General features: G+C 41.0%; 30 protein-coding genes. 27 read left to right on the top strand and 3 right to left on the bottom strand.

Annotated features, from left to right (window positions below; all coding sequences use genetic code 11):
* Positions 1-31 precede the first annotated feature (31 nt).
* The 8 genes from fsa (at position 32) to prmC (ending at position 8,006) form a co-directional block, all read left to right on the top strand.
* Positions 32-682, top strand: coding sequence for a fructose-6-phosphate aldolase (gene fsa / locus HWQ49_RS10765; protein ID WP_188207625.1), 651 nt, complete (start codon positions 32-34; stop codon positions 680-682).
* An 89-nt stretch (positions 683-771) separates the two neighbouring features.
* Entirely contained in the window at positions 772-2,058 is a 1,287-nt protein-coding gene (locus HWQ49_RS10760; protein WP_188207624.1) for a UDP-N-acetylglucosamine 1-carboxyvinyltransferase, read from the top strand.
* A 44-nt stretch (positions 2,059-2,102) separates the two neighbouring features.
* Entirely contained in the window at positions 2,103-3,071 is a 969-nt protein-coding gene (gene glpX / locus HWQ49_RS10755; RefSeq protein WP_188207623.1) for a class II fructose-bisphosphatase, read from the top strand.
* A 238-nt stretch (positions 3,072-3,309) separates the two neighbouring features.
* Positions 3,310-4,572: a transcription termination factor Rho gene (gene rho / locus HWQ49_RS10750; RefSeq protein ID WP_188207674.1), complete on the top strand. Its 1,263-nt coding sequence runs from the start codon at positions 3,310-3,312 to the stop codon at positions 4,570-4,572.
* A 139-nt stretch (positions 4,573-4,711) separates the two neighbouring features.
* Entirely contained in the window at positions 4,712-4,957 is a 246-nt protein-coding gene (locus HWQ49_RS10745) for a type B 50S ribosomal protein L31 (RefSeq protein ID WP_188207622.1), read from the top strand.
* Positions 4,958-5,202: 245 nt separating this feature from the next.
* The gene (locus HWQ49_RS10740; RefSeq protein ID WP_188207673.1) at positions 5,203-5,823 is read left to right on the top strand and encodes a thymidine kinase; all 621 of its coding nucleotides are present in this window, start codon (positions 5,203-5,205) and stop codon (positions 5,821-5,823) included.
* Between the two features lie 271 nt (positions 5,824-6,094).
* Positions 6,095-7,165 carry a peptide chain release factor 1 gene (gene prfA, locus HWQ49_RS10735; protein ID WP_188207621.1) on the top strand — a complete coding sequence of 357 codons (1,071 nt, stop codon included), beginning with the start codon at positions 6,095-6,097 and terminating at the stop codon, positions 7,163-7,165.
* A 1-nt stretch (position 7,166) separates the two neighbouring features.
* Positions 7,167-8,006 (top strand): peptide chain release factor N(5)-glutamine methyltransferase, encoded by an 840-nt coding sequence (prmC, locus tag HWQ49_RS10730; protein WP_223155138.1) that lies wholly within the window; start codon positions 7,167-7,169, stop codon positions 8,004-8,006.
* 404 nt (positions 8,007-8,410) lie between these two features.
* Here the strand turns inward: prmC and HWQ49_RS10725 are convergent, their stop codons facing one another.
* Together HWQ49_RS10725 and HWQ49_RS10720 are read right to left on the bottom strand one after the other, a co-directional pair.
* Positions 8,411-8,917, bottom strand: coding sequence for a GNAT family N-acetyltransferase (locus tag HWQ49_RS10725; protein WP_188207620.1), 507 nt, complete (start codon positions 8,915-8,917; stop codon positions 8,411-8,413).
* 65 nt (positions 8,918-8,982) lie between these two features.
* Positions 8,983-9,525: a GNAT family N-acetyltransferase gene (locus HWQ49_RS10720; protein WP_188207619.1), complete on the bottom strand. Its 543-nt coding sequence runs from the start codon at positions 9,523-9,525 to the stop codon at positions 8,983-8,985.
* 116 nt (positions 9,526-9,641) lie between these two features.
* Between HWQ49_RS10720 and spoIIR the strand changes: the two genes are divergently transcribed.
* The 9 genes from spoIIR (at position 9,642) to upp (ending at position 16,418) form a co-directional block, all read left to right on the top strand.
* Positions 9,642-10,271 (top strand): stage II sporulation protein R, encoded by a 630-nt coding sequence (spoIIR, locus tag HWQ49_RS10715; protein WP_188207618.1) that lies wholly within the window; start codon positions 9,642-9,644, stop codon positions 10,269-10,271.
* A gap of 64 nt (positions 10,272-10,335) precedes the next feature.
* A complete protein-coding gene (locus HWQ49_RS10710; RefSeq protein ID WP_188207617.1) occupies positions 10,336-10,767 on the top strand; it encodes a hypothetical protein in 432 nt (143 codons plus the stop codon).
* Positions 10,768-10,842: 75 nt separating this feature from the next.
* Positions 10,843-11,886, top strand: a complete 1,044-nt coding sequence (locus HWQ49_RS10705) for an L-threonylcarbamoyladenylate synthase (protein ID WP_188207616.1) — start codon at positions 10,843-10,845, stop codon at positions 11,884-11,886.
* An 89-nt stretch (positions 11,887-11,975) separates the two neighbouring features.
* A complete protein-coding gene (locus tag HWQ49_RS10700; protein ID WP_188207615.1) occupies positions 11,976-12,521 on the top strand; it encodes a manganese efflux pump MntP in 546 nt (181 codons plus the stop codon).
* An 89-nt stretch (positions 12,522-12,610) separates the two neighbouring features.
* Positions 12,611-13,057 carry a low molecular weight protein arginine phosphatase gene (locus tag HWQ49_RS10695; protein ID WP_188207614.1) on the top strand — a complete coding sequence of 149 codons (447 nt, stop codon included), beginning with the start codon at positions 12,611-12,613 and terminating at the stop codon, positions 13,055-13,057.
* Positions 13,054-13,494 carry a ribose 5-phosphate isomerase B gene (gene rpiB, locus HWQ49_RS10690; RefSeq protein WP_188207613.1) on the top strand — a complete coding sequence of 147 codons (441 nt, stop codon included), beginning with the start codon at positions 13,054-13,056 and terminating at the stop codon, positions 13,492-13,494. Before HWQ49_RS10695 ends, rpiB begins: the two co-directional genes overlap by 4 nt.
* A gap of 107 nt (positions 13,495-13,601) precedes the next feature.
* Positions 13,602-14,147 carry a TIGR01440 family protein gene (locus HWQ49_RS10685; protein WP_394810775.1) on the top strand — a complete coding sequence of 182 codons (546 nt, stop codon included), beginning with the start codon at positions 13,602-13,604 and terminating at the stop codon, positions 14,145-14,147.
* A gap of 287 nt (positions 14,148-14,434) precedes the next feature.
* Positions 14,435-15,682: a serine hydroxymethyltransferase gene (locus HWQ49_RS10680; protein WP_188207611.1), complete on the top strand. Its 1,248-nt coding sequence runs from the start codon at positions 14,435-14,437 to the stop codon at positions 15,680-15,682.
* 106 nt (positions 15,683-15,788) lie between these two features.
* Positions 15,789-16,418: a uracil phosphoribosyltransferase gene (gene upp / locus HWQ49_RS10675; RefSeq protein ID WP_188207610.1), complete on the top strand. Its 630-nt coding sequence runs from the start codon at positions 15,789-15,791 to the stop codon at positions 16,416-16,418.
* On the opposite strand, the gene HWQ49_RS10670 is transcribed toward upp, so the two are convergent.
* The gene (locus tag HWQ49_RS10670; protein WP_188207609.1) at positions 16,380-16,670 is read right to left on the bottom strand and encodes a hypothetical protein; all 291 of its coding nucleotides are present in this window, start codon (positions 16,668-16,670) and stop codon (positions 16,380-16,382) included. The two genes, upp and HWQ49_RS10670, sit on opposite strands and share 39 nt — an antisense overlap.
* Before the next feature lie 368 nt (positions 16,671-17,038).
* Between HWQ49_RS10670 and HWQ49_RS10665 the strand changes: the two genes are divergently transcribed.
* From HWQ49_RS10665 to atpD, 10 genes are all read left to right on the top strand, one after another.
* Positions 17,039-19,159 carry a S8 family serine peptidase gene (locus HWQ49_RS10665; protein WP_188207608.1) on the top strand — a complete coding sequence of 707 codons (2,121 nt, stop codon included), beginning with the start codon at positions 17,039-17,041 and terminating at the stop codon, positions 19,157-19,159.
* A 288-nt stretch (positions 19,160-19,447) separates the two neighbouring features.
* Positions 19,448-19,663: an AtpZ/AtpI family protein gene (locus tag HWQ49_RS10660; RefSeq protein ID WP_188207607.1), complete on the top strand. Its 216-nt coding sequence runs from the start codon at positions 19,448-19,450 to the stop codon at positions 19,661-19,663.
* Positions 19,660-20,049 (top strand): ATP synthase subunit I, encoded by a 390-nt coding sequence (locus HWQ49_RS10655; RefSeq protein ID WP_188207606.1) that lies wholly within the window; start codon positions 19,660-19,662, stop codon positions 20,047-20,049. Before HWQ49_RS10660 ends, HWQ49_RS10655 begins: the two co-directional genes overlap by 4 nt.
* Before the next feature lies 1 nt (position 20,050).
* Complete coding sequence (gene atpB, locus HWQ49_RS10650) at positions 20,051-20,773, top strand: F0F1 ATP synthase subunit A (RefSeq protein WP_188207605.1); 723 nt, start codon at positions 20,051-20,053, stop codon at positions 20,771-20,773.
* A 53-nt stretch (positions 20,774-20,826) separates the two neighbouring features.
* A complete protein-coding gene (gene atpE / locus HWQ49_RS10645; protein ID WP_188207604.1) occupies positions 20,827-21,033 on the top strand; it encodes a F0F1 ATP synthase subunit C in 207 nt (68 codons plus the stop codon).
* Positions 21,034-21,258: 225 nt separating this feature from the next.
* Positions 21,259-21,780, top strand: a complete 522-nt coding sequence (gene atpF / locus HWQ49_RS10640) for a F0F1 ATP synthase subunit B (RefSeq protein WP_317450928.1) — start codon at positions 21,259-21,261, stop codon at positions 21,778-21,780.
* On the top strand, positions 21,777-22,322 hold the full coding sequence (locus tag HWQ49_RS10635; protein WP_188207603.1) for a F0F1 ATP synthase subunit delta: 546 nt from the start codon (positions 21,777-21,779) through the stop codon (positions 22,320-22,322). The genes atpF and HWQ49_RS10635 overlap by 4 nt, the downstream gene beginning before the upstream one ends.
* Positions 22,323-22,339: 17 nt before the next feature.
* Positions 22,340-23,851 carry a F0F1 ATP synthase subunit alpha gene (atpA, locus tag HWQ49_RS10630; RefSeq protein ID WP_188207602.1) on the top strand — a complete coding sequence of 504 codons (1,512 nt, stop codon included), beginning with the start codon at positions 22,340-22,342 and terminating at the stop codon, positions 23,849-23,851.
* A gap of 40 nt (positions 23,852-23,891) precedes the next feature.
* On the top strand, positions 23,892-24,752 hold the full coding sequence (atpG, locus tag HWQ49_RS10625) for an ATP synthase F1 subunit gamma (RefSeq protein WP_188207601.1): 861 nt from the start codon (positions 23,892-23,894) through the stop codon (positions 24,750-24,752).
* Positions 24,753-24,788: 36 nt separating this feature from the next.
* A complete protein-coding gene (gene atpD, locus HWQ49_RS10620; RefSeq protein ID WP_188207600.1) occupies positions 24,789-26,189 on the top strand; it encodes a F0F1 ATP synthase subunit beta in 1,401 nt (466 codons plus the stop codon).
* Positions 26,190-26,210 lie beyond the last annotated feature (21 nt).

Genomic DNA, 26,210 nt, shown 5'->3' with positions numbered 1-26,210 from the left:
GAAGACTTAGAAAAGAAAGGGGAATGGACATATGAAGTTTTTCATAGATACGGCTAACATCGATGAAATTAAAGAAGCTAATGCATTAGGAATACTTTCTGGTGTGACAACTAACCCTTCCTTAATCGCTAAAGAAGGCGTTTCTTTTCACGATCGTCTAAAGGAGATCACACAAGAAGTGACAGAAGGTTCTGTCAGTGCAGAAGTAATTTCTGAAGATGCAGAAGGTATGTTAAAAGAAGCAGAGGAATTAGTAAAGATCGCTCCGAATATCACGATTAAATTACCAATGACTCTTGAAGGTCTTAAAGCATGTAAATCACTAACAGATCAAGGTGTTAAAACTAATGTAACGCTTGTATTTTCAGCTAATCAGGCTCTTTTAGCTGCTCGTGCGGGTGCTACATATGTATCACCGTTTTTAGGGCGTTTAGATGATATTGGCCAAAATGGCATGAATTTAATTGCAGAAATTGCTGAGATTTTTGATCGCCACGGAATCGAATCAGAAATTATTGCCGCAAGTGTACGTCATCCAATGCACGTTACAGAAGCGGCGTTACATGGGGCACACATTGCAACCATTCCATTTAAAGTTATTCAGCAACTTGTAAAGCACCCATTAACAGATCAAGGTATTGAAAAGTTTTTACAAGATTGGGAACAAGCAAATAAAGCATGATTGTTGAAAATCCGAGCATAATATTAATAAGTTGACATGAACGTTGAGCATGTCTAATTAGATAAAATGGTGATAAGAGGAGTATTCATATGGAAAAATTACTCATCGAAGGAGGCCACCAATTAAACGGAGAAGTGCGAGTTAGTGGGGCAAAAAACAGTGCGGTCGCCTTACTACCTGCTACCATTTTAGCTGAATCCGAAGTGACGATTGAGGGTCTTCCGAATATTTCCGACATTCAAATATTAAAAGAGCTGCTTCAAGATATTGGTGGGGATGTCTCCCAATTTGAAGATGAAGTGACGATCGACTCAAGTAATATGGTATCAATGCCACTTCCTAATGGCCGTGTTAAAAAGTTAAGAGCATCTTATTATTTTATGGGTGCTATGCTTGGCCGTTTCAAAAAGGCAGTTATAGGCTTGCCGGGTGGTTGTAATTTAGGACCTAGACCGATTGATCAGCATATTAAAGGTTTTGAAGCGTTAGGTGCAGAAGTCACGAATGAACAAGGCGCCATTTATCTACGTGCTGATGAGTTAAGAGGCGCAAAGATTTATTTAGATGTGGTCAGTGTCGGCGCAACAATCAACATTATGCTTGCAGCTGTAAAAGCAAAAGGAAAGACAATCATTGAAAATGCTGCTAAGGAACCTGAAATAATCGATGTTGCAACGTTGCTAAATAGTATGGGAGCCAATATCAAAGGCGCTGGTACGGACGTTATTCGTATTGAAGGAGTAGATAGCTTACAAGGTTGCAGACATACGATTATTCCTGACCGTATTGAAGCTGGAACGTATACGATCATTGCTGCATCAAAAGGTGAAGAAGTGCTAATTGATAATGTCATTCCGACCCATTTAGAATCTTTAACGGCTAAACTTCGTGAAATGGGTGTTGAAATCGAAGAAGGAAGTGACACTCTAACGGTAAGAGGGAACCGTCCATTATCAAGTGTGGATATTAAAACGTTAGTTTATCCAGGATTTCCTACTGATCTACAACAACCTTTTACAGCTTTATTAACACAGGCTGATGGCACGAGTATTGTAACGGATACGATCTATCAAGCGCGTTTCAAACACGTTGATGAATTACGTCGAATGAATGCGACCATAAAAGTTGAAGGAAGTGCAGCAGTTATTACGGGTAAAACGCCTTTAGAAGGTGCAAAGGTGAAAGCTAGTGACTTACGTGCAGGTGCTTCGTTAGTCGTAGCAGGTTTACTAGCTGATGGTATCACGGAAATTGTTGGGCTTAATCATATTGAGCGAGGTTATGACCAAATTACCGAGAAACTAGTCAATTTAGGCGCTAATGTCTGGCGTGAAGCAATGACCGAAGAGGATAAGCGCTTATTCCAAAATGCATAAGTGCTAAAAAGGAATAGAGGATTAAACGGGGAGGCAAACAACACATGGAAAGAAGTTTATCAATGGAAATCGTCCGTGTCACAGAAGCAGCTGCTCTTGCTTCTGCACGGTGGATGGGCCGTGGTGAGAAGGAAGAAGCAGATGGTGCGGCGACAGAAGCAATGAGAACCGTCTTTGATACCGTACCTATGCAAGGCACGGTCGTTATTGGTGAAGGGGAAAAAGACGAAGCTCCGATGTTATACATAGGAGAAGAAGTAGGTCTTGGTCAAGGTCCAGAAGTGGATATTGCTGTCGACCCTGTTGAAGGTACGAATATTGTCGCATTAGGAACTTGGAATGCTTTATGTGTCGTCGGAATCGCTGACCGTCGGAATCTTCTTCATGCACCAGATATGTACATGGAAAAGATTGCCGTTGGACCTGAAGCGGTGGGTAAAGTAGATATCAACGCCCCTGTTTCAAAAAACTTAAAGGCTATTGCCAAAGCTAAGGGTAAGGATATTGAGGACATTGTAGTCGTTGTTTTGAATCGTCCACGTCATGATCAGTTAATCGAAGACATTCGAAAGGCTGGCGCAAGGATTAAATTAATTCCAGACGGTGATGTAGCAGCTTCTATTAATGCTGCTTTTGATCACACGGGTGTGGACATGCTTATGGGCATCGGTGGTGCACCAGAGGGTGTGTTATCCGCGATTGGCCTTAAATGTTTAGGTGGTGAGATTCAAGGACGCCTAAAACCTCGCAATGATGAAGAAGTTAAACGATGCCACAAGATGGGAATTAAAGATGTAGATAAAGTGTTAACTATGGAAGACCTATGTAGTGGAGATGATGCCATTTTCGCTGCTACAGGTATTACAGATGGCGAACTCCTTAAGGGGGTTCAGTTTAAAGGTGATAAAGCGACAACCGAAACGGTGGTTATGCGCGCCAAGTCTGGGACCATTCGATTTATCGATGGCACACATAGTCTACAGAAAAAACCTGATTTAGTCATTAAAGATTAAAAATTTGGCAATAATCAAACTAGGGCTGACGTTTTTAGGTTAACGTTCAGCCTTAAGTTATTCTCATCGACATTTTTCATCTTGCTAAAGTAAATGAAACAAGGTACAATGTAGAAGCTATACCCCAAGTTGAAGACTCTTCTCACATTTTTAGAGAACAATCCCTATACTTACTTCCATAACGAATCAAACATAAAATGAAAATTATATAAGGTGTGGTGTTTTTGTGTCTAAAACAATGACGATCGCAGAATTAGAAACGAAGACGCTTAAAGATTTGTATGCTTTAGCGCGTGATTTAGGCGTTTCTTATTATGCTAAACTAAACAAGAAAGAACTTATTTTTGCCATTTTGAAAGCACAGACGGAGAAAGATGGTAAGTTGTTTGTGGATGGTGTGTTGGAGATTATCCAATCAGAAGGCTTTGGTTTTCTGCGTCCAATCAACTACGCCCCAAGTCCAGAGGATATTTATATCTCTGCTTCACAAATCCGTCGCTTTGATCTTCGTAATGGTGACCTGGTATCAGGTAAGGCGAGACCACCAAAAGAAAATGAACGCTATTTCGGTTTATTGCACGTCGATGCCGTGAATGGCGATGACCCAGAGAGTGCGAAAGAGCGAATCCACTTCCCAGGTTTAACAGCGTTATATCCTGATCGTAAAATGGAACTTGAAACAAATCGAAATGTCCTCTCAACAAGAATTATGGACATGATGGCTCCGGTTGGTTTTGGTCAGCGTGGTTTAATCGTTGCACCACCAAAAGCCGGTAAGACCATGATTTTAAAGGATATTGCCAATAGTATTACAGAAAAGCATCCGGATTCGAAACTAATTATTTTATTAATTGATGAACGTCCGGAAGAAGTAACAGATATTGAACGTTCAGTGTCTGATGATGTGGATGTTGTTAGCTCAACTTTTGATGAAGTACCTGAAAATCATATTAAAGTGTCCGAGCTCGTTCTTGAGCGTGCTATGAGATTGGTTGAACATAAGCAAGATGTCATTATTTTAATGGATAGTATTACCCGTCTTGCGCGAGCTTATAACTTAGTTATTCCACCAAGTGGACGAACTCTATCAGGTGGTATTGATCCTGCTTCTTTCCATCGTCCAAAACGATTCTTTGGTGCAGCGCGTAATATTGAAGAGGGTGGAAGTCTAACCGTTCTCGCAACAGCGCTTGTTGATACTGGCTCTCGAATGGACGATGTGATTTATGAAGAGTTCAAAGGAACAGGTAATATGGAGCTACACTTAGATCGTAGCATGGCCGAACGCCGAATCTTCCCTGCGATTGATGTTCGTCGCTCAGGTACACGTAAAGAAGAACTATTAATGCCGAAAGAACAGCTTGATAAAACTTGGGCGATTAGAAAGACCATGCAAGATCAACATGATTTCCTTGATCGCTTCCTACGTCGCTTACGTCATTCCAAATCTAATGAGGAATTCTTTAAGATTATGGATGATGAAATGAAAGGTAAGGGTTAAGAATCGACAAAACTTCTTGCAAAAAATAGTTCAAGTTGATATAATCACTCTGTATGAAATAAATGTGATTTCCCGTCCATGCAGGCGGTTTGAAAAAACTCTGTTTCCAAAGGATTCAGGGCAAGGAGGAGTGTTAAGCATGAAAAAGGATATCCATCCAGAATATCGTAAAGTTGTATTTTTAGATACAAGTTCTGATTTCAAATTCTTAAGTGGTTCAACTTTAGAATCTGAAGAAACAATTGAATGGGAAGACGGTAACACGTACCCACTAATTCGTGTTGAAATCAGTTCAGCTTCACATCCGTTCTACACTGGTAAGCAAAAAGCTGACAAAGTTGGCGGACGTGTGGATCGATTCAAGAAGAAATACAATATGTCATAAACTGGACAATTCAAGACAAGGAGCTGACCGAACACTTCAGCTAAACACCATCATTAGATTATATAATCAGATATCTTCTAAAATAGGTGCTTTAGCGAGTTGCGGTCAGTTTTTTTATATTCAGAGGTAAGCCGATCGGCTCATATTAACCCTGACCTTGCTATAGGGCTCGTCAAATGACGAGTTTTCTTTATTTTTTTCCTGCGAAAAATGTTAAAAGATGTTAAATAGAGGTGCTAATCATGATGTATGTTATGAAGCAAAGTGGCTGGATCGAAGTGATTTGTGGCAGTATGTTCTCCGGTAAATCAGAAGAGTTGATCCGTCGTGTTCGTCGTGCTACATACGGCAACTTAAATGTACGAGTATTTAAACCCGCAATTGATAACCGTTATGACGAAGAATCGATCGTCTCACATAATGGCAATTCAATTATTGCAAGACCTATCAATAAGGTGGACGAGATTCTATCTAGCGTCGATGAAGATACAGATATTGTTGGTATAGATGAAGCACAATTCTTTGATGAAAAAATTGTCGATATAGCTCAAAACCTTGCAGACCAAGGTATCCGAGTGATTGCCGCTGGATTAGACCTTGATTTTCGTGGCGAGCCATTTGGCCCAATGCCAAAACTGATGGCATACGGTGAAAATGTAACGAAACTAAACGCGATTTGCCCAATTTGTGGTTCACCAGCAAGTCGCACACAACGCTTAATCGATGGTAAACCAGCATCATATGATGATCCCGTCATTCTTGTCGGTGCATCAGAATCCTATGAACCACGTTGTCGCCATCACCATGAAGTTCCCAATCATCCAAGACAACGCGACACCGTCACAAGCAATACATTTCAAAAATAATGATATGTCCCAAAACTCGACCTATTGGCTAGGTCGAGTTTTTTCATAGAATGGATATCATCTGGTAGCTGAGTGGGTTATCCGACCGTGAGCACCCAAAACCAACCACTTCGAAATGAATGCCATCCACCAAATAGTGGCAAACTATGGTTTGGGTTACTTCTCCTAATATCTATAGAAATCTTTTTACTCATCACCAAGAAATTTTTATCTAATGTATGATATGATATAATGTGGACTAATAAACAGAAATAGTAAGAGGTGGACGTCGATGTTCGATAAGTTACAGAATCTTGAGGATCGCTACAATCAGTTAACTGACCTTTTAATGGATCCTGAAGTGATTAATGATTCCAATAAATTACGCGAATACTCTAAAGAACAATCTGACCTTCAAGAGGTTGTTGAGAAATATCGCCGCTATAAAGAGATTACAGAGCAAATTAAAGATGCAAAGACGATGATTGAAGAAGAAACAGATGAAGATGTAATTGAAATGGCTCGTGAAGAACTAAACGAACTAGAGCCCCAGGTAGAGCCTCTAGAACAAGAGATGAAAGTTCTTCTAATTCCAAAAGACCCTAATGATGATAAGAACGTTATTATGGAAATCCGCGGAGCTGCCGGTGGAGATGAAGCAGCCCTCTTTGCAGGTGACCTCTATCGCATGTACTCACGTTATGCTGAAACGAACGGTTGGCGTACAGAAGTCATTGAAGCACATGAGGCAGATGTAGGTGGATATAAAGAAATTGTCTTTATGATCACAGGTAATGGTGCTTATTCCCGTTTAAAATATGAAAATGGGGCACACCGTGTTCAACGTGTTCCTGAAACGGAATCTGGTGGACGAATCCACACTTCAACAGCAACGGTTGCTGTTTTACCAGAAGCTGAAGAGGTGGAGGTTGAGATTCACGAAAAGGATATTCGCGTCGATACCTTCGCTTCATCAGGGCCGGGTGGGCAAAGTGTTAATACGACAATGTCAGCTGTTCGTCTAACCCACGAACCAACTGGAGTCGTTGTATCATGTCAGGATGAAAAATCCCAGCTTAAAAATAAAGACAAAGCGATGAAAGTATTACGTGCTCGTATTTACGAAATGTATCAGAAAGAAGCACAAGCAGAATACGATGAAAACCGTAAATCAGCAGTTGGTTCTGGAGATCGTTCTGAGCGTATTCGTACGTATAACTTCCCACAAAACCGTGTGACTGATCACCGTATCGGCCTGACGATTAATAAGCTTGATCAGATTATGGAAGGTAAAATTGAAGAGATCGTCGATGCATTGATCATCGAAGAACAGACGGCTAAGTTAGAAGAGCTTGGTGAGTAATATGGAAGATATGACTGTAAGAGGAGCCCGAATTTGGGCTTCTTCTTTTTTAAAAGAATATCAACGTGAAGAGCGCGTCGCTGAACTGATGCTAATGCATATACTGGGAGTGAGTCGCAGTGAATTTTTAGCGATGCAGCGTGATGAGCTCCCACGAGATCAATACGATACCTTCGTAGAATGGGTAAGCGAACATGCTAAAACTGGAAAGCCTTTAGAACATTTTACAGGAGTGACGGAATTTTATAGTCGCGATTTCCTGGTTAATGAACACGTGCTCATCCCAAGACCTGAAACCGAAGAACTGATCGAAGCTTTGTTACAAAAGCTGGACAATCCCGAAACGTTCGTCGATCTAGGGACTGGAAGTGGGATTATCGCCGTCACATTAAAACAGGCGTGGCCTGAGGCTTCCGTCTATGCAACGGACATTTCAGAAGAAGCTTTAGCTGTCGCAAAGAAAAATAGCACCGAGTTAGAAGCGGATGTTCAGTTTTTCCAGGGTGATTTTTTAAAACCAATCCTTGAAAAAGGGCTAGAGCCTGATGTGGTTGTTTCTAACCCACCGTATATTCCTTATTCAAAGCGCGATCAGTTATCATCCACTGTCATGCACGACCCTGAGCAAGCTTTGTTTGCCGATGATGATGGGCTGGCGGCGTATCAGCAAATTACTGAACAAGTTTTACAATTGCCGACGAGACCTGAACTGGTTGCTTTCGAAATCGGTCATGATCAAGGTGAAACCGTACCAAGATTAATCCATCAACAAGACCCAAATGCTAGCATTCAAGTCATCAAAGATATCAACGGAAAAAACCGTATCGTCCTGTGGGAATAATGACGGAATCAGGTCGATTAATTGAGGAACAGGCTTTATAATTACGGAATAAACGAAATAATTGCTGAATCAGGAAATTAATTATGGAATAGGCTGGATTATTGCTGAATCGAAACATTAATTAATGAATCAGTCAACTTAATTACGGAATCGCACTTAATAATTATTGAATCCACCAAAATAATTGCTGAATAGATAAAATAATTAATGAATCCCTTTAACTTATTGCTGAATCTCCTAAACTCCTTAACGGCAATTCATTAGAAGATTCAACAAGCACTCAAAAGGTAAGAGATTGTCCACTGACAATCTCTTCATTTTTCTTATACCGATCCGAAGTTATTTAGTAAAAAATCTTCACCTATGGCTCTGGACGCAACGTAATGGCGCTAATTCAAATCCATTCAAATTTTTCGCCAATACCTTAATGATCGATAGGATTCACCTTCGACATTTCCGTATCCTAGTTTTTCATACTGCAATTGAAACCCCTTAGCCTCATAAAACGGGATTCCTTTCATATTACCTTTTTGGACTGACACCCACTGTTCACTCGCGCCGAAGTTCTTTTGTTGTTCAGTGATCGTGTTTAATAGTAGCGTGCCAATGCCTTCATATCGTCGATTCGGGTCAAGGTAAAGGACAAAAATTTCACCAGCATGATCAGAAATGATTCCACCTCCACCTGCGCCAACGACTCGTTCATGATCCAAAGCAACAAAATAGCCACCCCAGTCACGGCTAGTGTGCACCACTTCACTAAGTACTCGTTCATAATGATAAAACTCACTCACCACTCTTTGAATATAGGCTTCTGAGTGTGTCTCTTTGTATGTCGCCCAATAGCTTTCTGAACAAACGCGAATAATTCCCTCGACATGATGGGGATTCGCCTTCTCTATCGTAATCATTGGTTCAATCACCCCCTAGGTGAACTAGAAAAACCGGAGTTAACGCTGACTGTATCAACATAGGGCTAATTCTTCCACTCCTCTGCTAACACGCCATAAACAACGTGATTAACATATTCTCCATATAAACACTCACCGGCGCGAATACGCCCTTCTTCTACATAGCCTAACCGTTCAGGCACGGCACGACTTTTCACATTCCCCTCAGCTGCACGAATTTCAACCTTGTTCATCATAAGATTAAAAATGGCATAGTCGGTCAAAGCGCGAGCAACTCTAGTCATGATCCCTTTTCCTTGGTGTCCTTCACCTAACCAATAGCCAATATGGGCAATGTGGTTCGTCCAATCGAGGAGGTTATAGCCAGCGACACCAACGACTTCCCCCTGGTAAACAATCGCCGCATTAAGACTTTGATTTTCCGCGAAGCCTTTTTTCGTCATTTTAATAAATTCTTCAGTATCTGACACTTCCTTAACACGATCAACCCAAGGCAACCATTCTCTTAAATAAGACCGTGCCTCATCGGTCAGTTTAAATACCTCTTCTTTGTCACCAACATCTAGAATCCTTAATGCTAACCCTTCATCAATCCGGTATGTAAACATTAAACCTCACTCCTATCTTTTAAAGTATTCTAACACTTTTTAATAGATTCATGTATATCTATTTTCTCACCTGTCGAGAATGAGATTAATAGATTACAGAGAAAGGGTTGAGGGGCATGCGTTATTTGATTGCGGTTTTAGTCATATTGGTGACATTGCAATTTCTATTTACAGAAAGTGTAGCTGAGAATAAAGGTCAAGTTACAGCAGATACGAATGAATCAGGTTACCAGGTGATTCCTGATGAGGCGATCCGTTTGAGAATCCTTGCTAATTCAAATAGTGAAGAGGATCAGGAGCTAAAAGAAGAAGTACGTAATGAAGTGAACGAACAAATTACTGAGTGGGTAGAGGAACTAACATCTATTGAAACAGCTAGAGATACGATTAAAGAGAATCTACCAGAAATAGAGAAAACGGTTGCTAATTTGACTGGTGATGATGATTTTACCGTAGAGTTCGGAGACGTAGAATTTCCTGATAAGGTGTACGATCGTTTTGTTTATCCAGGTGGGACTTATGAGGCGATCCTCATCACACTAGGTGAAGGTGAAGGCGATAATTGGTGGTGTGTCTTATTTCCACCACTTTGTTTCGTTGAGTTTTCTAGTGGGGCGACCGTTTTAGAACACGAAGATGAGGATGAACAAGAACAAGATCTACCACAGGTAAACGATAAAAAGGAAGATTCGGAAGTTAGCTTTTTTCTATGGGAATGGTTAAAAAAATTATTTAATTTTTCATAGAAACGTTCATAAATTACCAGATCGATTCATAGGTTCATAGAGAAAATAACTAGGAGGCGGATCGATGATGGTAAATATGATTCCTATCAATGAAGTGTCTGAATTGGAATATGAACAGTTTTTTAAAGATGGACAACCTGGAAACCAAAAACCAGAAGAAGACTGGGCGCATGAGTATGGTTATTTTATTGAACTAGAAGGTGAGAAGATCGGGTTCTTCGTCCTTTACCCAGTCGAAGGTGGCGCTTGGTTAAGACGGTTATTGATGAAAGAACAGGCGAATCCTGCATTAATTATATTAGTATTCGACTGGATTTCTGAGCATGCCCTTAAACATGGTTATCAGAAGTTATATACTCATGTCGATGACTCATCTAAGCGTGTGTTGTTAGAGATGAACCACTTCCAGGAATCAAATGCAGAACCACCGGTAGATGCTGAGATTTCAGGTGATTGGTTTGAGAAGAAATTAAACAGCCCAGATCAGGTTAAGTAGGACGTTTATTGCACATTTTTCGTTTTCCTTTCATAATGGAAATAATCACATAGTTAGGTTAAAAGGAGAACGAACATGGCTGAACGACATGAAACTAAACAATGGTCAGTTCCAAATAGTGAACCATTAATGAATCATCCATCGATAAAAGAAGCTGCAGAATGGCTAAAGCAAGGAAAGACTGTCGCTTTCCCAACTGAAACGGTCTATGGACTTGGTGCTGATGCCACAAACGAAGCGGCTGTTCAAAAGATTTTCGAAGCTAAAGGAAGACCAGCTGACAATCCACTTATTGTCCATGTTGGAAAGGTGGATACGGTCAAAGAATATGTGAAGGAGATCCCTAGCCACGCCTGGATACTTATGAATGAATTTTGGCCAGGCCCACTGACGATCATTTTGCCGTCTAAAGGCGTGTTTGCAGACAACGTCACAGCTGGTTTGGAAACGGTTGGGATAAGAATTCCTGATCACCCTCATGCGATTGCGTTATTAACATTAGCAGCTATTCCTGTTGCTGCTCCAAGTGCCAATCGTTCAGGCAAGCCAAGCCCGACGTCAAGTGAGCACGTAATGGATGATCTAAAGGGACGGATTCATGGAGTGTTAGACGGAGGTCAAACAGGCGTTGGTGTAGAATCTACCGTGATTGATTGTACACTAGATCGGCCGATGATTTTAAGGCCGGGTGGTGTGACGAAAGAAGAGATTGAAGCGACTATTGGTCCGGTTGATGTCGCTCCATCTTTACTGAAAGATGATGATGCCCCTCGCTCACCCGGGATGAAGTATAAACACTACGCACCTGACGTGCCGATTTGGATTGTTGAAGGTGGAGCCGAAAACATGAACAAGGTTGCTAATGAGCTTAAGCAACAAGGAAAGCATGTTGGGTTTATGGTCAGTCAAGAACGAGCCCAACAGCTTGGAGTTGAAAAGGACCTCATCTTAGGTGAACGATCGCAATTAAACGAAATGACTAGCCGGCTTTATGATCAATTACGCAAAATCGATCAGCTGAATTATGATATTGTTTTAGCAGAATCATTTTCTAAAATAGGAATTGGCGTAGCGTTAATGAATCGTTTAGAACGGGCGGCGAGCAAAATTATTGAATAACCGACAAGAACAGAGGTCACGCTTACCTTCTATTTTCCCTAAGACATGCATAAAGTTAACTAGCATGTCCGAACCTAGGAGGAACAAGCGTGATTTCTTTTTACGAAAGCTTAGCACCACTATTATTAATTACGATTGCAGTTGGTATGGACGCATTTTCAGTGAGTATGTCAGTCGGACTAATGCGCCAACGATTACGCATGCTCTTATTTTTTGTGTCTGTGGTCGGCTTTTTTCACGTGGTCATGCCGCTTTTAGGCATCACTCTAGGCCATATGTTATCAGAGAAGTTAGGATCTATTGCACAAATCATTGGTGGATGGATGCTGATCATGATTGGTATTCAAATGATATTTGCGACATTTTTTGAAAAAGAAACCAAACGTTATATTGGTATGATGAGTTTAATTATTTTGGCGTTTACAGTGAGCTTAGATAGCTTTTCGGTTGGAATCAGTATTGGTATGTTTGGTATCAATTATTATTTTGTCATTTTATTATTCGGTCTAGTTAGTATGCTTTTAAGTTGGGCTGGACTGTTATTAGCTCATCACGGTGAAAGATTTTTAGGTAGATATTCAGAGGCTTTAGGAGGCTTAGTATTGTTAGCTTTAGGGATCCAAATGGCTTGGTAAATCAAATGACAAGCGAGCGTTTTTCGAGTAAAATAGACATAGTGAAATATGCTAAAGTGATAGATGACTAAACGCAGGAGGTAATCTAGTTGCAGCGTGTATTATTTGTCTGTACTGGAAATACGTGTCGGAGTCCGATGGCAGAAGCGATTTTAAAACACAAAGCACCCACGTATGATGTCCAGTCAGCTGGGATCTTTGCAGGTTACGGTCAGTCTGCCAATGATCATGCCATTCAAGCCTTAGATCGTAAAGGAATTTCTTGTAACCATAGTTCACAGCCAGTTACCAGAGAGTTACTCAATTGGTCAGATCTTATTTTAACGATGACCGAACAACATAAAAGAACCCTGAAGGCTGATTTTCCGGGAATTGATGATAAAATTTTTACCTTAAAAGAATACGCCTTGGACTCACGTGATGACTTAGATGTGCATGATCCAATCGGTTTAAGTGTTGAGACGTATGAACAGACATTAAAAGAGATAGAAATGTACATTGACCTAATGCTCGAAAAACAGGAGGGAGATTTATGAAGGTTATTTTAGCCTCAGACCACGGTGGAATCAATATTCGGCAAGAGATCGCTTCATTATTAGAAGAGATGAACATAGAATTTGAAGACCTTGGCTGCCATTGCGAAGGTTCTGTTGATTATCCTGACTACAGTATTCCGGCGGCTGAACGCGTCGCTAAAGGCGAATTTGATGTAGGGATCTTAATCTGCGGAACAGGAATCGGCATGTCGATTGCAGCTAATAAAGTCAAAGGCATTCGCTGTGCTTTAGTACACGATGTTTTCAGTGCTAAAGCAACAAGACAACATAATAATGCGAACATGATCGCTATGGGTGAGCGTGTGATCGGCCCTGGTCTTGCTCGTGAAATTGTAAAAAGCTTTTTAGAAGAAGAATATGAAGGTGGACGCCACGAAAATCGTGTTGGTAAAATTACCGCCTACGAAGAAAAGTAATGTAATCAGCAAAAACTACCTTAACTTTAGTAAAGTAAGGTAGTTTTTTTATATGTCTTTTTGTTAAAATAAAGGAGTAAGATGATCTCCTGTATAAAGGAGGGCTGATCGTGGAAATTAAAGCGATTCAAAATGATTTACATGCTATAATAAAAGAGTGGGACCAAGCTGGTATTCTTCGGCAAGGAGGCGTATTCGTTCTTGGCTGTTCGACTAGTGAAATTGCCGGTGAACGCATTGGTACTTCCGGAAGCACAGAGATTGCACAGGTCATTTTTGATGAATTGAAAGCGTTTCAAAATGCAACAGGGGTACACATCGTCTATCAATGCTGCGAGCATTTAAACCGTGCCATCGTGATGGAGCGCTCTTTACAAGAAGCGAAAGGTCTCGATGTAGTTAATGCTGTTCCACATCCAAGTGCAGGAGGTTCGATGGCGGCTTATGCATATGAACATATGGAAGACCCTGTTTTAGTTGAACACATCCAAGCAGATTACGGCATGGATATTGGAGATACCTTAATTGGTATGCACTTAAAACACGTCGCAGTTCCATTAAGGTTTACCCAAAAAACCCTAGGCGACGCCCATGTCACTTACGCCTATACGCGTCCGAAACTAATCGGTGGTGAACGCGCGAAGTATTGCTAAGGTTGTTTGTTGATTAAAGTTGTAATTTTGTTGATGGGATCCCCAATGCTGTTAATTAGAACACTTAAATTGTTGATAGAATCCCCGATTTTGTTGATAGAAATCACCTTTATGTTGATAGGCATAACTTTTATGTTGATTGCAATTTTTTACCGGGGAGTTGCACTAGCACATTGGTCGATTGGAATGCGATTCAAGCTTCCAATCACAAACCTAGGACTCTAATCTATTAACAAGTTTTGAATTCAGGAATAACTAATAGTTTAAATACATAAGGAGGCTGTATTATGACTCATTTGCACAATCAGTTACATGCAGTAGACCCAGAAATGTTAAAGGCAATTGATCAAGAAAAAAATCGTCAGCACGATAAGATTGAACTTATTGCTTCAGAGAACTTTGTTTCTCAAGCAGTAATGGAAGCAGCTGGTTCAGTTTTAACGAACAAATATGCTGAAGGTTACCCTTCTCGCCGTTATTATGGTGGCTGTGAATTTGTTGATGTTGCTGAAGATTTAGCGCGTGACCGTGCAAAAGAATTATTTGGCGCCGATCATGCAAACGTACAACCACACTCAGGTGCGCAAGCAAATATGGCCGTTTATTTTGCTGCCCTTAAACCAGGCGATACGATCCTTGGCATGAATTTAAACCATGGTGGTCACTTAACACACGGTAGTCCAGTTAACTTCAGTGGAAAACTATATAACGTCGTTGACTATGGAGTAGACGAAGATTCTGAAGTAATCGATTATGATGCGGTATTAGCTAAAGCTAAAGAAGTTCAACCAAAGCTGATCGTTGCAGGTGCATCAGCCTACCCACGTACAATCGATTTTAAAAAGTTCCGTGAAATTGCTGATGAAGTAGGAGCATATTTATTAGTGGATATGGCCCACATTGCTGGGTTAGTTGCAGCAGGCTTACACCCAAGCCCTGTTCCTCATGCTCATTTTGTTACAACAACGACTCACAAAACCTTACGTGGTCCACGTGGTGGTATGATTCTATGTCAACAAGAGTTTGCCAAGAAGATTGATAGTAATGTCTTCCCAGGCATGCAGGGTGGTCCGTTGATGCATATCATCGCTGCTAAAGGTGTTGGCTTTAAAGAAGCGCTTGACCCATCATTCAAAGATTACGCTCAAAAAATTATCGACAATGCTAAGCGTTTAGGAGAATCATTGAAAAAAGAAGGGATTCGTCTCGTTTCTGATGGCACGGACAATCACCTATTATTATTAGATGTTCGCCCTCTTAATTTAACAGGTAAAGTAGCGGAAAGAGCACTTGACGATGTTGGAGTGACAACTAATAAAAATACCATCCCATTTGACCCAGAGAGCCCATTTGTAACCAGTGGAATTCGTATCGGAACCGCAGCGGTTACTACCCGTGGCTTTGGTGATAATGAAATGGATGAAGTCGCTTCAATTATTGCATTCACGCTAAAAAATCATGAAGACGAAGCAAAATTAGAAGAAGCGAAAGCTCGTGTTAAAGCACTAGCTGATCAGTTCCCAATGTATGAATAATAAAAAGTGGTGAGGACTCCTCACCACTTTTTTACGATTAAAGTTTGCATATCATAACAGATTTCGCTACAATTCAAGAGATATTGTCAAAAAGGAGATGTTCGTTTTGGGTAAAGTTTACGTTTTTGATCACCCACTTATTCAGCACAAAATAACCTATATTCGTGACAAAAACACAGGAACGAAAGGTTTTCGCGAATTAGTTGATGAAGTTTCGGCATTGATGATGTTTGAGATTACTCGAGAACTTCCTTTAGAAGAAGTTGAAGTTGAAACGCCCGTCGCAACAGCAAAGTCAAATGTACTAGCAGGTAAGAAACTGGGCATCATTCCTATTTTGCGTGCTGGTCTAGGTATGGTAGACGGCATTGTCAATTTAGTCCCAGCCGCTAAAATTGGACACGTTGGACTTTACCGTGACCCTGAAACCTTAAAGCCGGTTGAATATTATATCAAGTTGCCATCAGACATTCATGAACGTGAATTAATTGTCACCGACCCGATGCTAGCAACAGGTGGTTCAGCTATTGCAGCGATCGACTCACTCAAAAGCCGTGGCGCAACACAAATTCGCCTCATGTGCTTAATCGCCGCACCAGAAGGCGTTGAAGCAGTACAAGAAGCGCATCCAGATATCGATATTTACGTGGCAGGACTCGATGAAAAGTTAAACGAAAAAGGCTACATCGTACCAGGACTAGGAGACGCAGGCGACCGCCTCTTCGGTACAAAATAAAACAAAACGGACAACCACTTGCTTTAAGGCAAGTGGTTTTTTTGTTTTTAAAGTGATTTCAATGACAATATCAGCCGAGGGGACCGCCATTTCGTCATCGAGGAGCGTTTCAATGACGATTTCAGCTGTGGTGACCGCCATTTCGTCACCGAGGAGCGTTTCAATGACGTTTTCAGCCATGGGGATCGCCATTTCGTCACCGAGAAGCCGTTTTAATGACGTTTTCAGCCATGGTGACCGCCATTTCGTCATCGAGGAGCGTTTCAATGACGATACTAGCCGAGGTGACCACCATTTCGTCATCGAGGAGCGTTTTCAATGACGATATCAGCCGAATGGATCGCCATTTCGTCACCGAGGAACCGTTTCAATAACGATATCAGCCGAGGTGACCACCATTTCGTCATCGAGAAGCCGTTTCAATGACGATTTCACCCTAGAGAGCTCCTATTTCGTCATCGAAGAGCCGAGTCACTACCGTTTTCAGCCATATAAGGCCCAAAATTGTCACTGAGAAAATAACTCCTCACCCATAAACAATTGATGACCATCATCCCACCATTAACGTATGACAACTCCTCACTTGGTTAAAATAAACATAAAAAAGTGGGGGATTTTACATGCGCCTTTTCGCATCGATGTTCGTAATAACTTTATTTTTGATTATCCAGCCGTTATCAGTTCATGGAGATGATAATGTATGGATTATTGAAACAACAGAAGATCCTCACGAGGTTAAGCAACAAATTGAAAGGGATTACCCTTTTGTGGAAGTTCTTTATACATATGATACGTTGCTTCAAGCGCTCGCCATCAAGGGGGATGAGCGTCACGTTGAAGAGTTGCATCAAGAGGAATGGGTAGAGTCTTATCATCCGACGCAAACATATGAGGCCCCGACTGTCGAGCAATCGGATTCGAGCCATCGATCACTCCCTGACAATCGCATCACCAACACCTCTTATACCGGAAAAGGCATTAAAGTCGGAGTGATTGATACGGGAATTGACTACAGTCACCCGGACCTTGCCAACAATTTCAAAGGTGGATTTGACCTTGTCGATTTTGACGAGGACCCAATGGAAACAACTAAGGAGCAAGGCCTGCCGACTGAGCACGGGACACATGTGGCAGGAATCATTGCAGCTAATGGACAAATGCGTGGAGTTGCACCAGATGCGGACATCCATGCTTATCGTGCGTTAGGTCCTGGTGGTACGGGGTCATCTGCTCAAATCCTTGCTGCTCTTGAAAAAGCAGTAAAAGATGGCATGGATATTATCAACCTGTCACTCGGAGTGGATGTCAATAGCCCGGATTATCCGATGGCTGAAGCAGTCAATCAAGCGTTTGATTTAGGGGTATCTGTCGTTGTGGCAAATGGGAATAGTGGACCTAACGACTGGACCGTTTCCTCACCTGCAACAGCAGAAAAGGCGATATCAGTTGGGGCAGGTTATACCGAAATTGAGTTTCCTGAGATCGCTATCCATCAACAAGACCCAATCCCAGTCAGACAGATTCCATATAGTGAGCCATGGAGTTTTAAGAAAGCCTACCCTTTAGAGCACGTTGAAAATATAGATGGTCTCACTCCAACGATTCAAGACCGGATTCTTGTGATTGATAAGCAGTCCTTAACCTACCCAGAAATTATTTCAGCCGTAACAGAAAATGGGGCCAAAGGTGTGATCATTTATAGTGATGAAAATGATGACCCAAACGAGTGGCAATGGGTTCTTACAAAGATTCCGGTAATCTATATGTCAGAGGAAGAAGTTGAGCCACTAATTCAGCATCATAATTGGGTCGAAACAGAGTACGAGACGGATACGGATAACATGGCAGAGTTTAGTGCGAGGGGCCCTGTTACTTCGGATTGGACAATCAAACCTGATATCACCGCTCCAGGCGTTGATGTAGTAAGTACGATTCCAGGTGGCTATGCAGCACTTCAAGGAACCAGTATGGCTTCACCCTATATCGCGGGGGTTATTGCTTTATTAAAAGAGAAAAACCCTGATGCATCTCCCCAAGAATTAAAGGATCAGGTGTTAACAGCAGCTGAAGTGTTTGAAGAAAAACCAAGTGCCCAAGGGGTTGGTTTCATTGATACAGACCAACTATTCAATCAAGACTATTCCATCACCGGTAAGGGTCTGAATTTCGGCAAGGTTGGTAACCACGATCAAGAAACAAAAACAAGTATCACCGTCAACAATAACGAGAATCAACCGTTAACAGTTAGGTGGAACATGCCTCGAAAACAAACAGGCCTAACTTGGAATCTGCCATTAACGACAACGATTGAACCTAATAGTCAAAAAACATTCGAAATAGCCATAAATTTGCAAAAAAATCTGCTCAAAAGTGGTGTTCATGAAGGGTATTTAACCTTACAATTAAATGGGGAAAATCAAAACCTTCCTTACTTATTAATTAATGAAACAGCAGACTATCCAAGAGTAACTGGTTTTGAAATGGAAATCCCACCCTTTAAACAGGACCAGTTGAACATGAAGCTCTACATTGCTGAGGAATTAGAGAGATTGACGGTTACGTTATATGATGAGCAGCTAATTCAACAATCAACCCTAATAGATGAGGAGCAAGTATCCAGTGGCACGTTTGAAACAACGTTTAGTACGGCCGAATTAGAACGTGGGAATTACCAAGTTGTGATTGAAGCGGATGATGGAAATGAAATCCAAACAGACACTAAAGAAATAATGATTCCATAATGTCATTGATTTGTCAAAAAGTAGTCTTAAAAACTAGACGAAATTAATTGACTTATATAGGTGGCTATTGTATGCTATTTTAGTGTGGAATGATAAGGTTTAGAAGCGAAAAAAGATGTAAAAATCACACATTTAAACACTAAAATTTAGATAACTCCACGACCAAAAAAATGTCGAATATTTTTACAATTGCTTCTAATTAAATAGTAAACCTTATTAGCGATTTTATCTCCAATGATTCCACAACCTTTTTTTTGTCTGAATTTCTGTGATTGGTAGGTTAAAAATATGAATCATCCGTTACGAGGGATGGCAGTTACAACCGCGATTCTCAGTCATTTATCTGGAGCTACAATAGTCGGTATCTTTCTCGGCCGGTGGCTTGACGGTTATTTTCAGACAAGTCCACTTTTTTTAATCATAGGAATCTTTATGGGATTGGCCGCTGGTGTGTACGGAACCATTGCACTAGTTAAAAAGTTTTTAGGAGACGACGCATCATGACTAACTACACTAAAATGGTCAACCGTCAACGGAAATTATTGCTCTACTTGTTAGCGATTTCAGTTTTAGGCTGGGGCTTCACCGACTATCAATCAATCTTCTTAGGACTCATGTTAGGACAAGCTGTCGGTTTTTTTAATCTATTTTTAATGCAAAAGAAGATTGACAACGTAGGTGAACAGGCTGCTAACAACCGAACAGCAAAATCGTTTGGAACGCTATCGCGATTTGCTGGAGCAGCATTAGTCGTTGTTGTTGTACTAAGATTTCCAGATGATTTTCACTTAATCGCTGCCGTTGTAGGTTTAATGACACCTTACATTGTCATTATGATAGATTTTATCTTCCATCACAAAGAGACTACCACTACGAAAAGGGGTGAATGATGTGGATCACGGTTCTCCAACAGTTGAAGATGTCTTTGGGATAAGTTGGTTAGACTTCAACTTATCAAACGTCCTAATGATTATTGTTGCGTCAATTATTGTTTTTATCATTGCAGTAATTGGAAGTCGCAACCTCCAGAGGAAGCCAACCGGTTTTCAGAACTTTATGGAGTGGGTCGTGGACTTTGTAAAAGGCATGATTTCAAGTACGATGGATTGGAAAACTGGTAGACAGTTCCTTCCATTTGCAACCACACTTCTCATGTACATATTTATCGGTAACGTACTGGGTATTATGTTCATGGTTGTGTACGACGGGGATCTCTGGTGGAAATCACCAACAGCAGACCCGGGTATTACGCTGACACTAGCAGTAATGGTAGTTGCTTTAACTCATTACTTTGGTGTTAAGATCAAAGGTGGTAAAGGTTATCTAAAAGATTTCTTTTCACCAATTCCAATTTTATTTCCATTAAAAATCGTCGAAGAATTTGCTAACACATTGACGCTAGGTATGCGTCTTTACGGTAACATCTTCGCCGGTGAGGTGCTATTAGCGTTATTAGTAAGCTTGATGGCATCCGGTGCATTAGAAGCCGTTGCAGGTTTCGTGCCAATGCTTCTATGGCAAGGATTCAAACTATTTATTAGTGCAATCCAAGCATTTATTTTCGTTATGTTAGCTATGGTTTATATGTCTCACAAAGTGAGTAGTGACCATTAAGCATTATAGAATCTTAAAAATATGAAACTTAATTTCTAGAGGAGGATTATACAATGGAATTTTTAGCAGCTGCAATTGCGGTAGGTTTAGCGGCACTAGGTGCTGGTATTGGTAACGGTCTAATCGTAAGTCGTACAGTAGAGGGGATCTCACGTCAACCAGAATTACGTGGTGCTCTACAAACAACTATGTTTATTGGTGTTGCGTTAGTAGAGGCGGTACCAATCATCGCGGTAGTTATTGCATTTATGGTTATGTAATAAACCCTTATTACATGGCATTGACATAATGGCGAAGTGAACCTATGAAACTTCGCCATTCCTTTATGTTACTATGATAGGATTGGTTATTTATAGAAATAATACAATCTTTAAAACACTAACGATCACTGGTAAACGTGTCGTATTCGATCTAATCCAGGGATGATTTGATTTAAGTTTTTCTTTAAGGCCTTTATGGATGATTAGGCGAAAGGAGTGAAGGTTGTGCTAGACCCACGTTTATATAACTTAAACGCAGAAGTAGGTTTGATGGCCGGCGATATGATCGTGCAGTTAGTGATGTTTCTCATCTTACTCGCATTGATTACCAAGTTCGCTTGGCGTCCATTAATGAACGTCATGCAAGAGCGTGAACAGCATATCGCTAATGAGATAGATTCAGCAGAAAAAAGCAGACAAGAGTCTGAGCGTTTAATGAAAGAAGCGCAAGATGAGCTTAAGAGCACTCGCCAAAATGCACAGCAAATCATTGAAGATGCTAAGCTAACAGCTAAAGACCAAGAAGAGACTTTAATCTCTGAAGCTAAAGCTGAGGCAGAGCGTATTAAGCAAAGTGCACGCCAGGAAATCGAGCAAGAAAAAGAGCGTGCAATCCAAGCATTACAAGAACAAGTCGGTACGTTATCTGTACAAATTGCAAGCAAAGTTATTGAGAAAGAGCTTTCCATGGATGAGCAAGAGAAGCTTATTAATGAATACTTAGAAAAAGTAGGCGAAAGCAAATGAGTAATTCAATCGTAGCGAAACGTTATGCTGTAGCTTTGTTTGAGATTGGAACAGAGAAGTCAAGCTTAGATCAATTAGAACAAGAGCTAAATACAGTTGCTCAAGTGTTCAACGAAGATCAGCAAATCAACACGTTCTTTGCTAACCCTCGTGTTTCAATTGAACAGAAGAAACAGTTTATCCGTGAAGTATTCAAAGACTCTTCTCAAGAAATGGTTAACTTACTACTTGTATTAGCAGATAAACGTCGTATAAGTGCAATCAATGATATTGTTAGATCTTTTGTGGAAATGAAGAATGAAGCAAAAGGAATTGCAGAAGCTGATGTATACTCTGTTCGTGCATTATCAGACGACGAACAACAACAAGTCCAAGATGTTTTCGCGAAAAAGTTAAACAAAAACACCCTTCGCATTAACAATATCGTGGATGAGTCAATCCTTGGTGGATTAAAAGTTCGTGTCGGTAACCAGATCTTTGATGGAACGGTTGCTAGGAAACTTAAACGCATTGAACAGAGTGTCGTGACTGCAAACAAGTAAAGATAGGGGTGAAATGGATGAGCATCAAAGCTGAAGAAATCAGTAAGCTGATTAAACAGCAAATTGAAAACTATGATTCAGATATAGAAGTTAATGATGTCGGTACTGTTATCGAAATCGGTGACGGTATTGCACGTGTTCATGGTCTAGATAACGTTATGTCTGGTGAGCTAGTTGAATTCTCTAATGGTGTGATGGGTATGGCCCAGAACTTAGAGGAAAACAACGTCGGTATCGTTATCCTTGGACCATATACAGAGATCCGTGAAGGCGATGAAGTTCGTCGTACAGGTCGTATCATGCAAGTCCCAGTAGGTGATGAACTTATTGGACGTGTCGTTAACTCATTAGGTCAACCTGTTGATGGTAACGGCCCAATTGAAGCAACAAAATCTCGTCCAATCGAAGTTAAGGCACCAGGTGTAATGGACCGTAAATCAGTTGATGAACCATTACAAACAGGTATTAAAGTTATCGACTCTATGGTTCCAATCGGTCGTGGTCAGCGTGAGTTAATCATTGGTGACCGTCAGACAGGTAAAACAGCTATTGCAATCGATACTATTTTGAACCAAAAAGAAGAAGACGTTATTTGTATTTATGTAGCGATTGGTCAAAAAGACTCTACTGTAAGAGGTGTGGTTGAAACACTTCGTCAAAATGGAGCACTTGACTATACAATCGTTGTGAACGCAGGTGCGTCTGAACCAGCACCATTATTATACCTAGCTCCATATGCAGGTGTATCAATGGGTGAAGAGTTCATGTACAACGGTAAACACGTACTTGTTGTATACGATGACTTATCTAAGCAAGCGGCTGCATACCGTGAGCTATCATTACTATTACGTCGCCCACCAGGCCGTGAAGCTTTCCCAGGTGATGTATTCTACCTACACTCTCGTTTATTAGAGCGTGCAGCGAAGCTAAGTGACGAAAAAGGTGGCGGTTCTTTAACGGCATTACCATTCGTTGAAACACAAGCTGGTGACATTGGTGCGTATATCCCAACCAACGTTATCTCAATTACAGACGGACAGATCTTCTTACAGTCTGATCTATTCCACTCAGGTGTACGTCCAGCGATCAACCCTGGTTTATCTGTATCACGTGTAGGTGGTTCTGCACAGATCAAGGCGATGAAGAAGGTAGCAGGTACGCTACGTCTAGACCTAGCATCTTACCGTGAGCTAGAATCATTTGCTCAGTTCGGTTCTGACTTAGATAAGGCAACACAAGCAAAACTTGACCGTGGTGCTCGTACAGTTGAAATCTTAAAGCAAGGTTTACACCAACCACAACGTGTTGAGTATCAAGTTGCGATTATCTATGCTCTAGTTAACGGATTCTTAGATGATATTCCAGTTGAGGATGTTGTCCGTTTTGAAGAAGAACTACATGCATACCTAAAACAACATGGTGCAGAAGTTCTTAAGACGATCCGTGAAACTGGTAACTTACCTGAAAAAGAAGATTTCGATCAAGTTATTTCTGATTTCAAAAATACATTTGTCGTTTCTGAACAGTAGTTCTTAAGGAACAAGTCTCTTAAAAAGGTGGTGAGACGTTGTGGCATCTTTACGTGATTTAAAATCACGAATTACTTCAACCACGAAAACGAAACAGATTACCAAAGCGATGGAAATGGTTTCAGCTTCAAAGCTTAACAAAGCTGAGCTTAACGCCAAATCCTTCGTCCCATATATGGAAAAAATTCAAGAAGTCGTTGGAAGTATTGCAAGTGGAAACACAGATGTTGACCACCCAATGCTTAAATCACGCCCAGTTAACAAAACGGGGTATATCGTGATTACTTCTGACCGTGGTTTAGCAGGTCCTTACAACACAAACGTGTTACGTAAGATGCATCAAACCATTGAAAAAAATCATCAATCAAAAGATGATTATGTCGTGATTCCGATTGGTAAAGTAGGTCGTGACTTTTGTAAAAAACGTGAATTACCGATTGCTAAGGAAATTACGGGAGTACCAGATCAACCAAGCTTTGCAGAGATCAAAGAAATTGCTAACTATGCAGTTAATTTATTTGCTGATGAAGAAGTCGATGAATTAAATCTTTTCTACAATCACTTCATTAGTGCAATTTCACAAGAAGTTACGGAGAAGAAAGTTCTTCCACTTACTGATATAGATGTCGAAACAAAGCAAAGCAGTATGTATGAATATGAGCCAAATCAAGAGCAAATTTTAGAAACGTTATTGCCACAATACGCTGAAAGCCTTGTGTATGGTGCCTTATTAGACGGTAAGGCAAGTGAGCATGCATCTCGTATGACTGCTATGCGTAACGCAACAGATAACGCAGATGACATTATTGCTGACTTAACATTGTCTTATAACCGTGCGCGTCAGGCAGCAATCACTCAAGAAATTTCAGAAATTGTTAGTGGTGCAGCTGCACTTGAATAGAACGTTTGGTGAAATGAGCAGTTAGGAGGGAAAAGGATGAGTAACGGACGTATTACTCAGGTTATGGGACCGGTTGTCGATGTTAAATTCGATAGTGGTCAATTACCTGAAATTTATAACGCCCTAGTCGTAAAAGGTAGTGAAAACAACGAAGACCTAGTGTTAGAAGTTGCTTTACACCTTGGTGATGACTCAGTACGTACGATCGCGATGGACTCAACAGAAGGTCTTGTCCGTGGTACTGAGGTGGAAAACACAGGTGCGCCAATTAGTGTACCAGTTGGAAACGAAACGCTAGGACGTGTATTTAATGTAACAGGTGGTCAAATCGACTTAGATGAGCCAATCTCTGACGAAACGCGTCGTGACCCAATTCACCGTCAAGCACCTAAGTTTGACGACCTAGCGACTGAAACAGAAATCCTTGAAACAGGTATTAAAGTAGTAGACTTATTAGCTCCTTATGTAAAAGGTGGTAAAGTTGGTCTATTCGGAGGTGCTGGTGTAGGTAAAACGGTACTAATCCAGGAGCTTATTAACAACATCGCTCAAGAGCACAGCGGGATCTCAGTATTCGCAGGTGTAGGTGAGCGTACACGTGAAGGTAACGACCTTTACTATGAAATGAGCGACTCCGGAGTTATCAAGCAGACAGCCATGGTATTCGGTCAGATGAACGAACCACCAGGTGCTCGTATGCGTGTAGCATTAACAGGTCTTACAATGGCTGAATACTTCCGTGATGAAGAAGGACAAGACGTACTTCTATTCATCGATAACATCTTCCGCTTTACTCAGGCGGGTACAGAGGTTTCTGCATTACTAGGACGTATGCCATCTGCCGTTGGTTACCAGCCAACACTATCAACTGAGATGGGTCAATTACAGGAACGAATTACATCTACAAACAAAGGGTCGATCACTTCAATCCAAGCTGTATACGTTCCAGCCGATGACTACACAGACCCAGCTCCAGCGACAACTTTCGCTCACTTAGACGCAACAACTAACTTAGAGCGTAAGTTATCTGAGCAAGGTATTTACCCAGCGGTTGACCCGCTATCATCAACTTCTCGTGCCCTTGACCCACACATCGTCGGTGAAGAGCACTATGAAGTAGCGCGTGAAGTACAGAAGACTTTACAGCGTTATAAAGAATTACAAGATATCATTGCAATCCTAGGTATGGACGAGTTAACTGAAGATGATAAGCAAACGGTTGCCCGTGCGCGTCGTATTCAATTCTTCTTATCTCAGAACTTCCACGTTGCTGAGCAGTTCACTGGTCAACCAGGATCATATGTACCGGTTAAAGAAACGGTTCAAGGATTTAAAGAAATTCTTGAAGGTAAATATGACGACTTACCAGAAGATGCATTCCGTCTAGTTGGACGTATTGAAGAAGTTGTAGAGAACGCAAAACAAATGGAACAATAAAGGGACATTAAGCGACATTTA

Source organism: Alkalibacillus aidingensis, from assembly GCF_014595945.1.
Taxonomy (GTDB): Bacteria; Bacillota; Bacilli; order Bacillales; family Alkalibacillaceae; genus Alkalibacillus; species Alkalibacillus aidingensis.
This window is presented reverse-complemented; position numbering and strand designations above follow the sequence as displayed.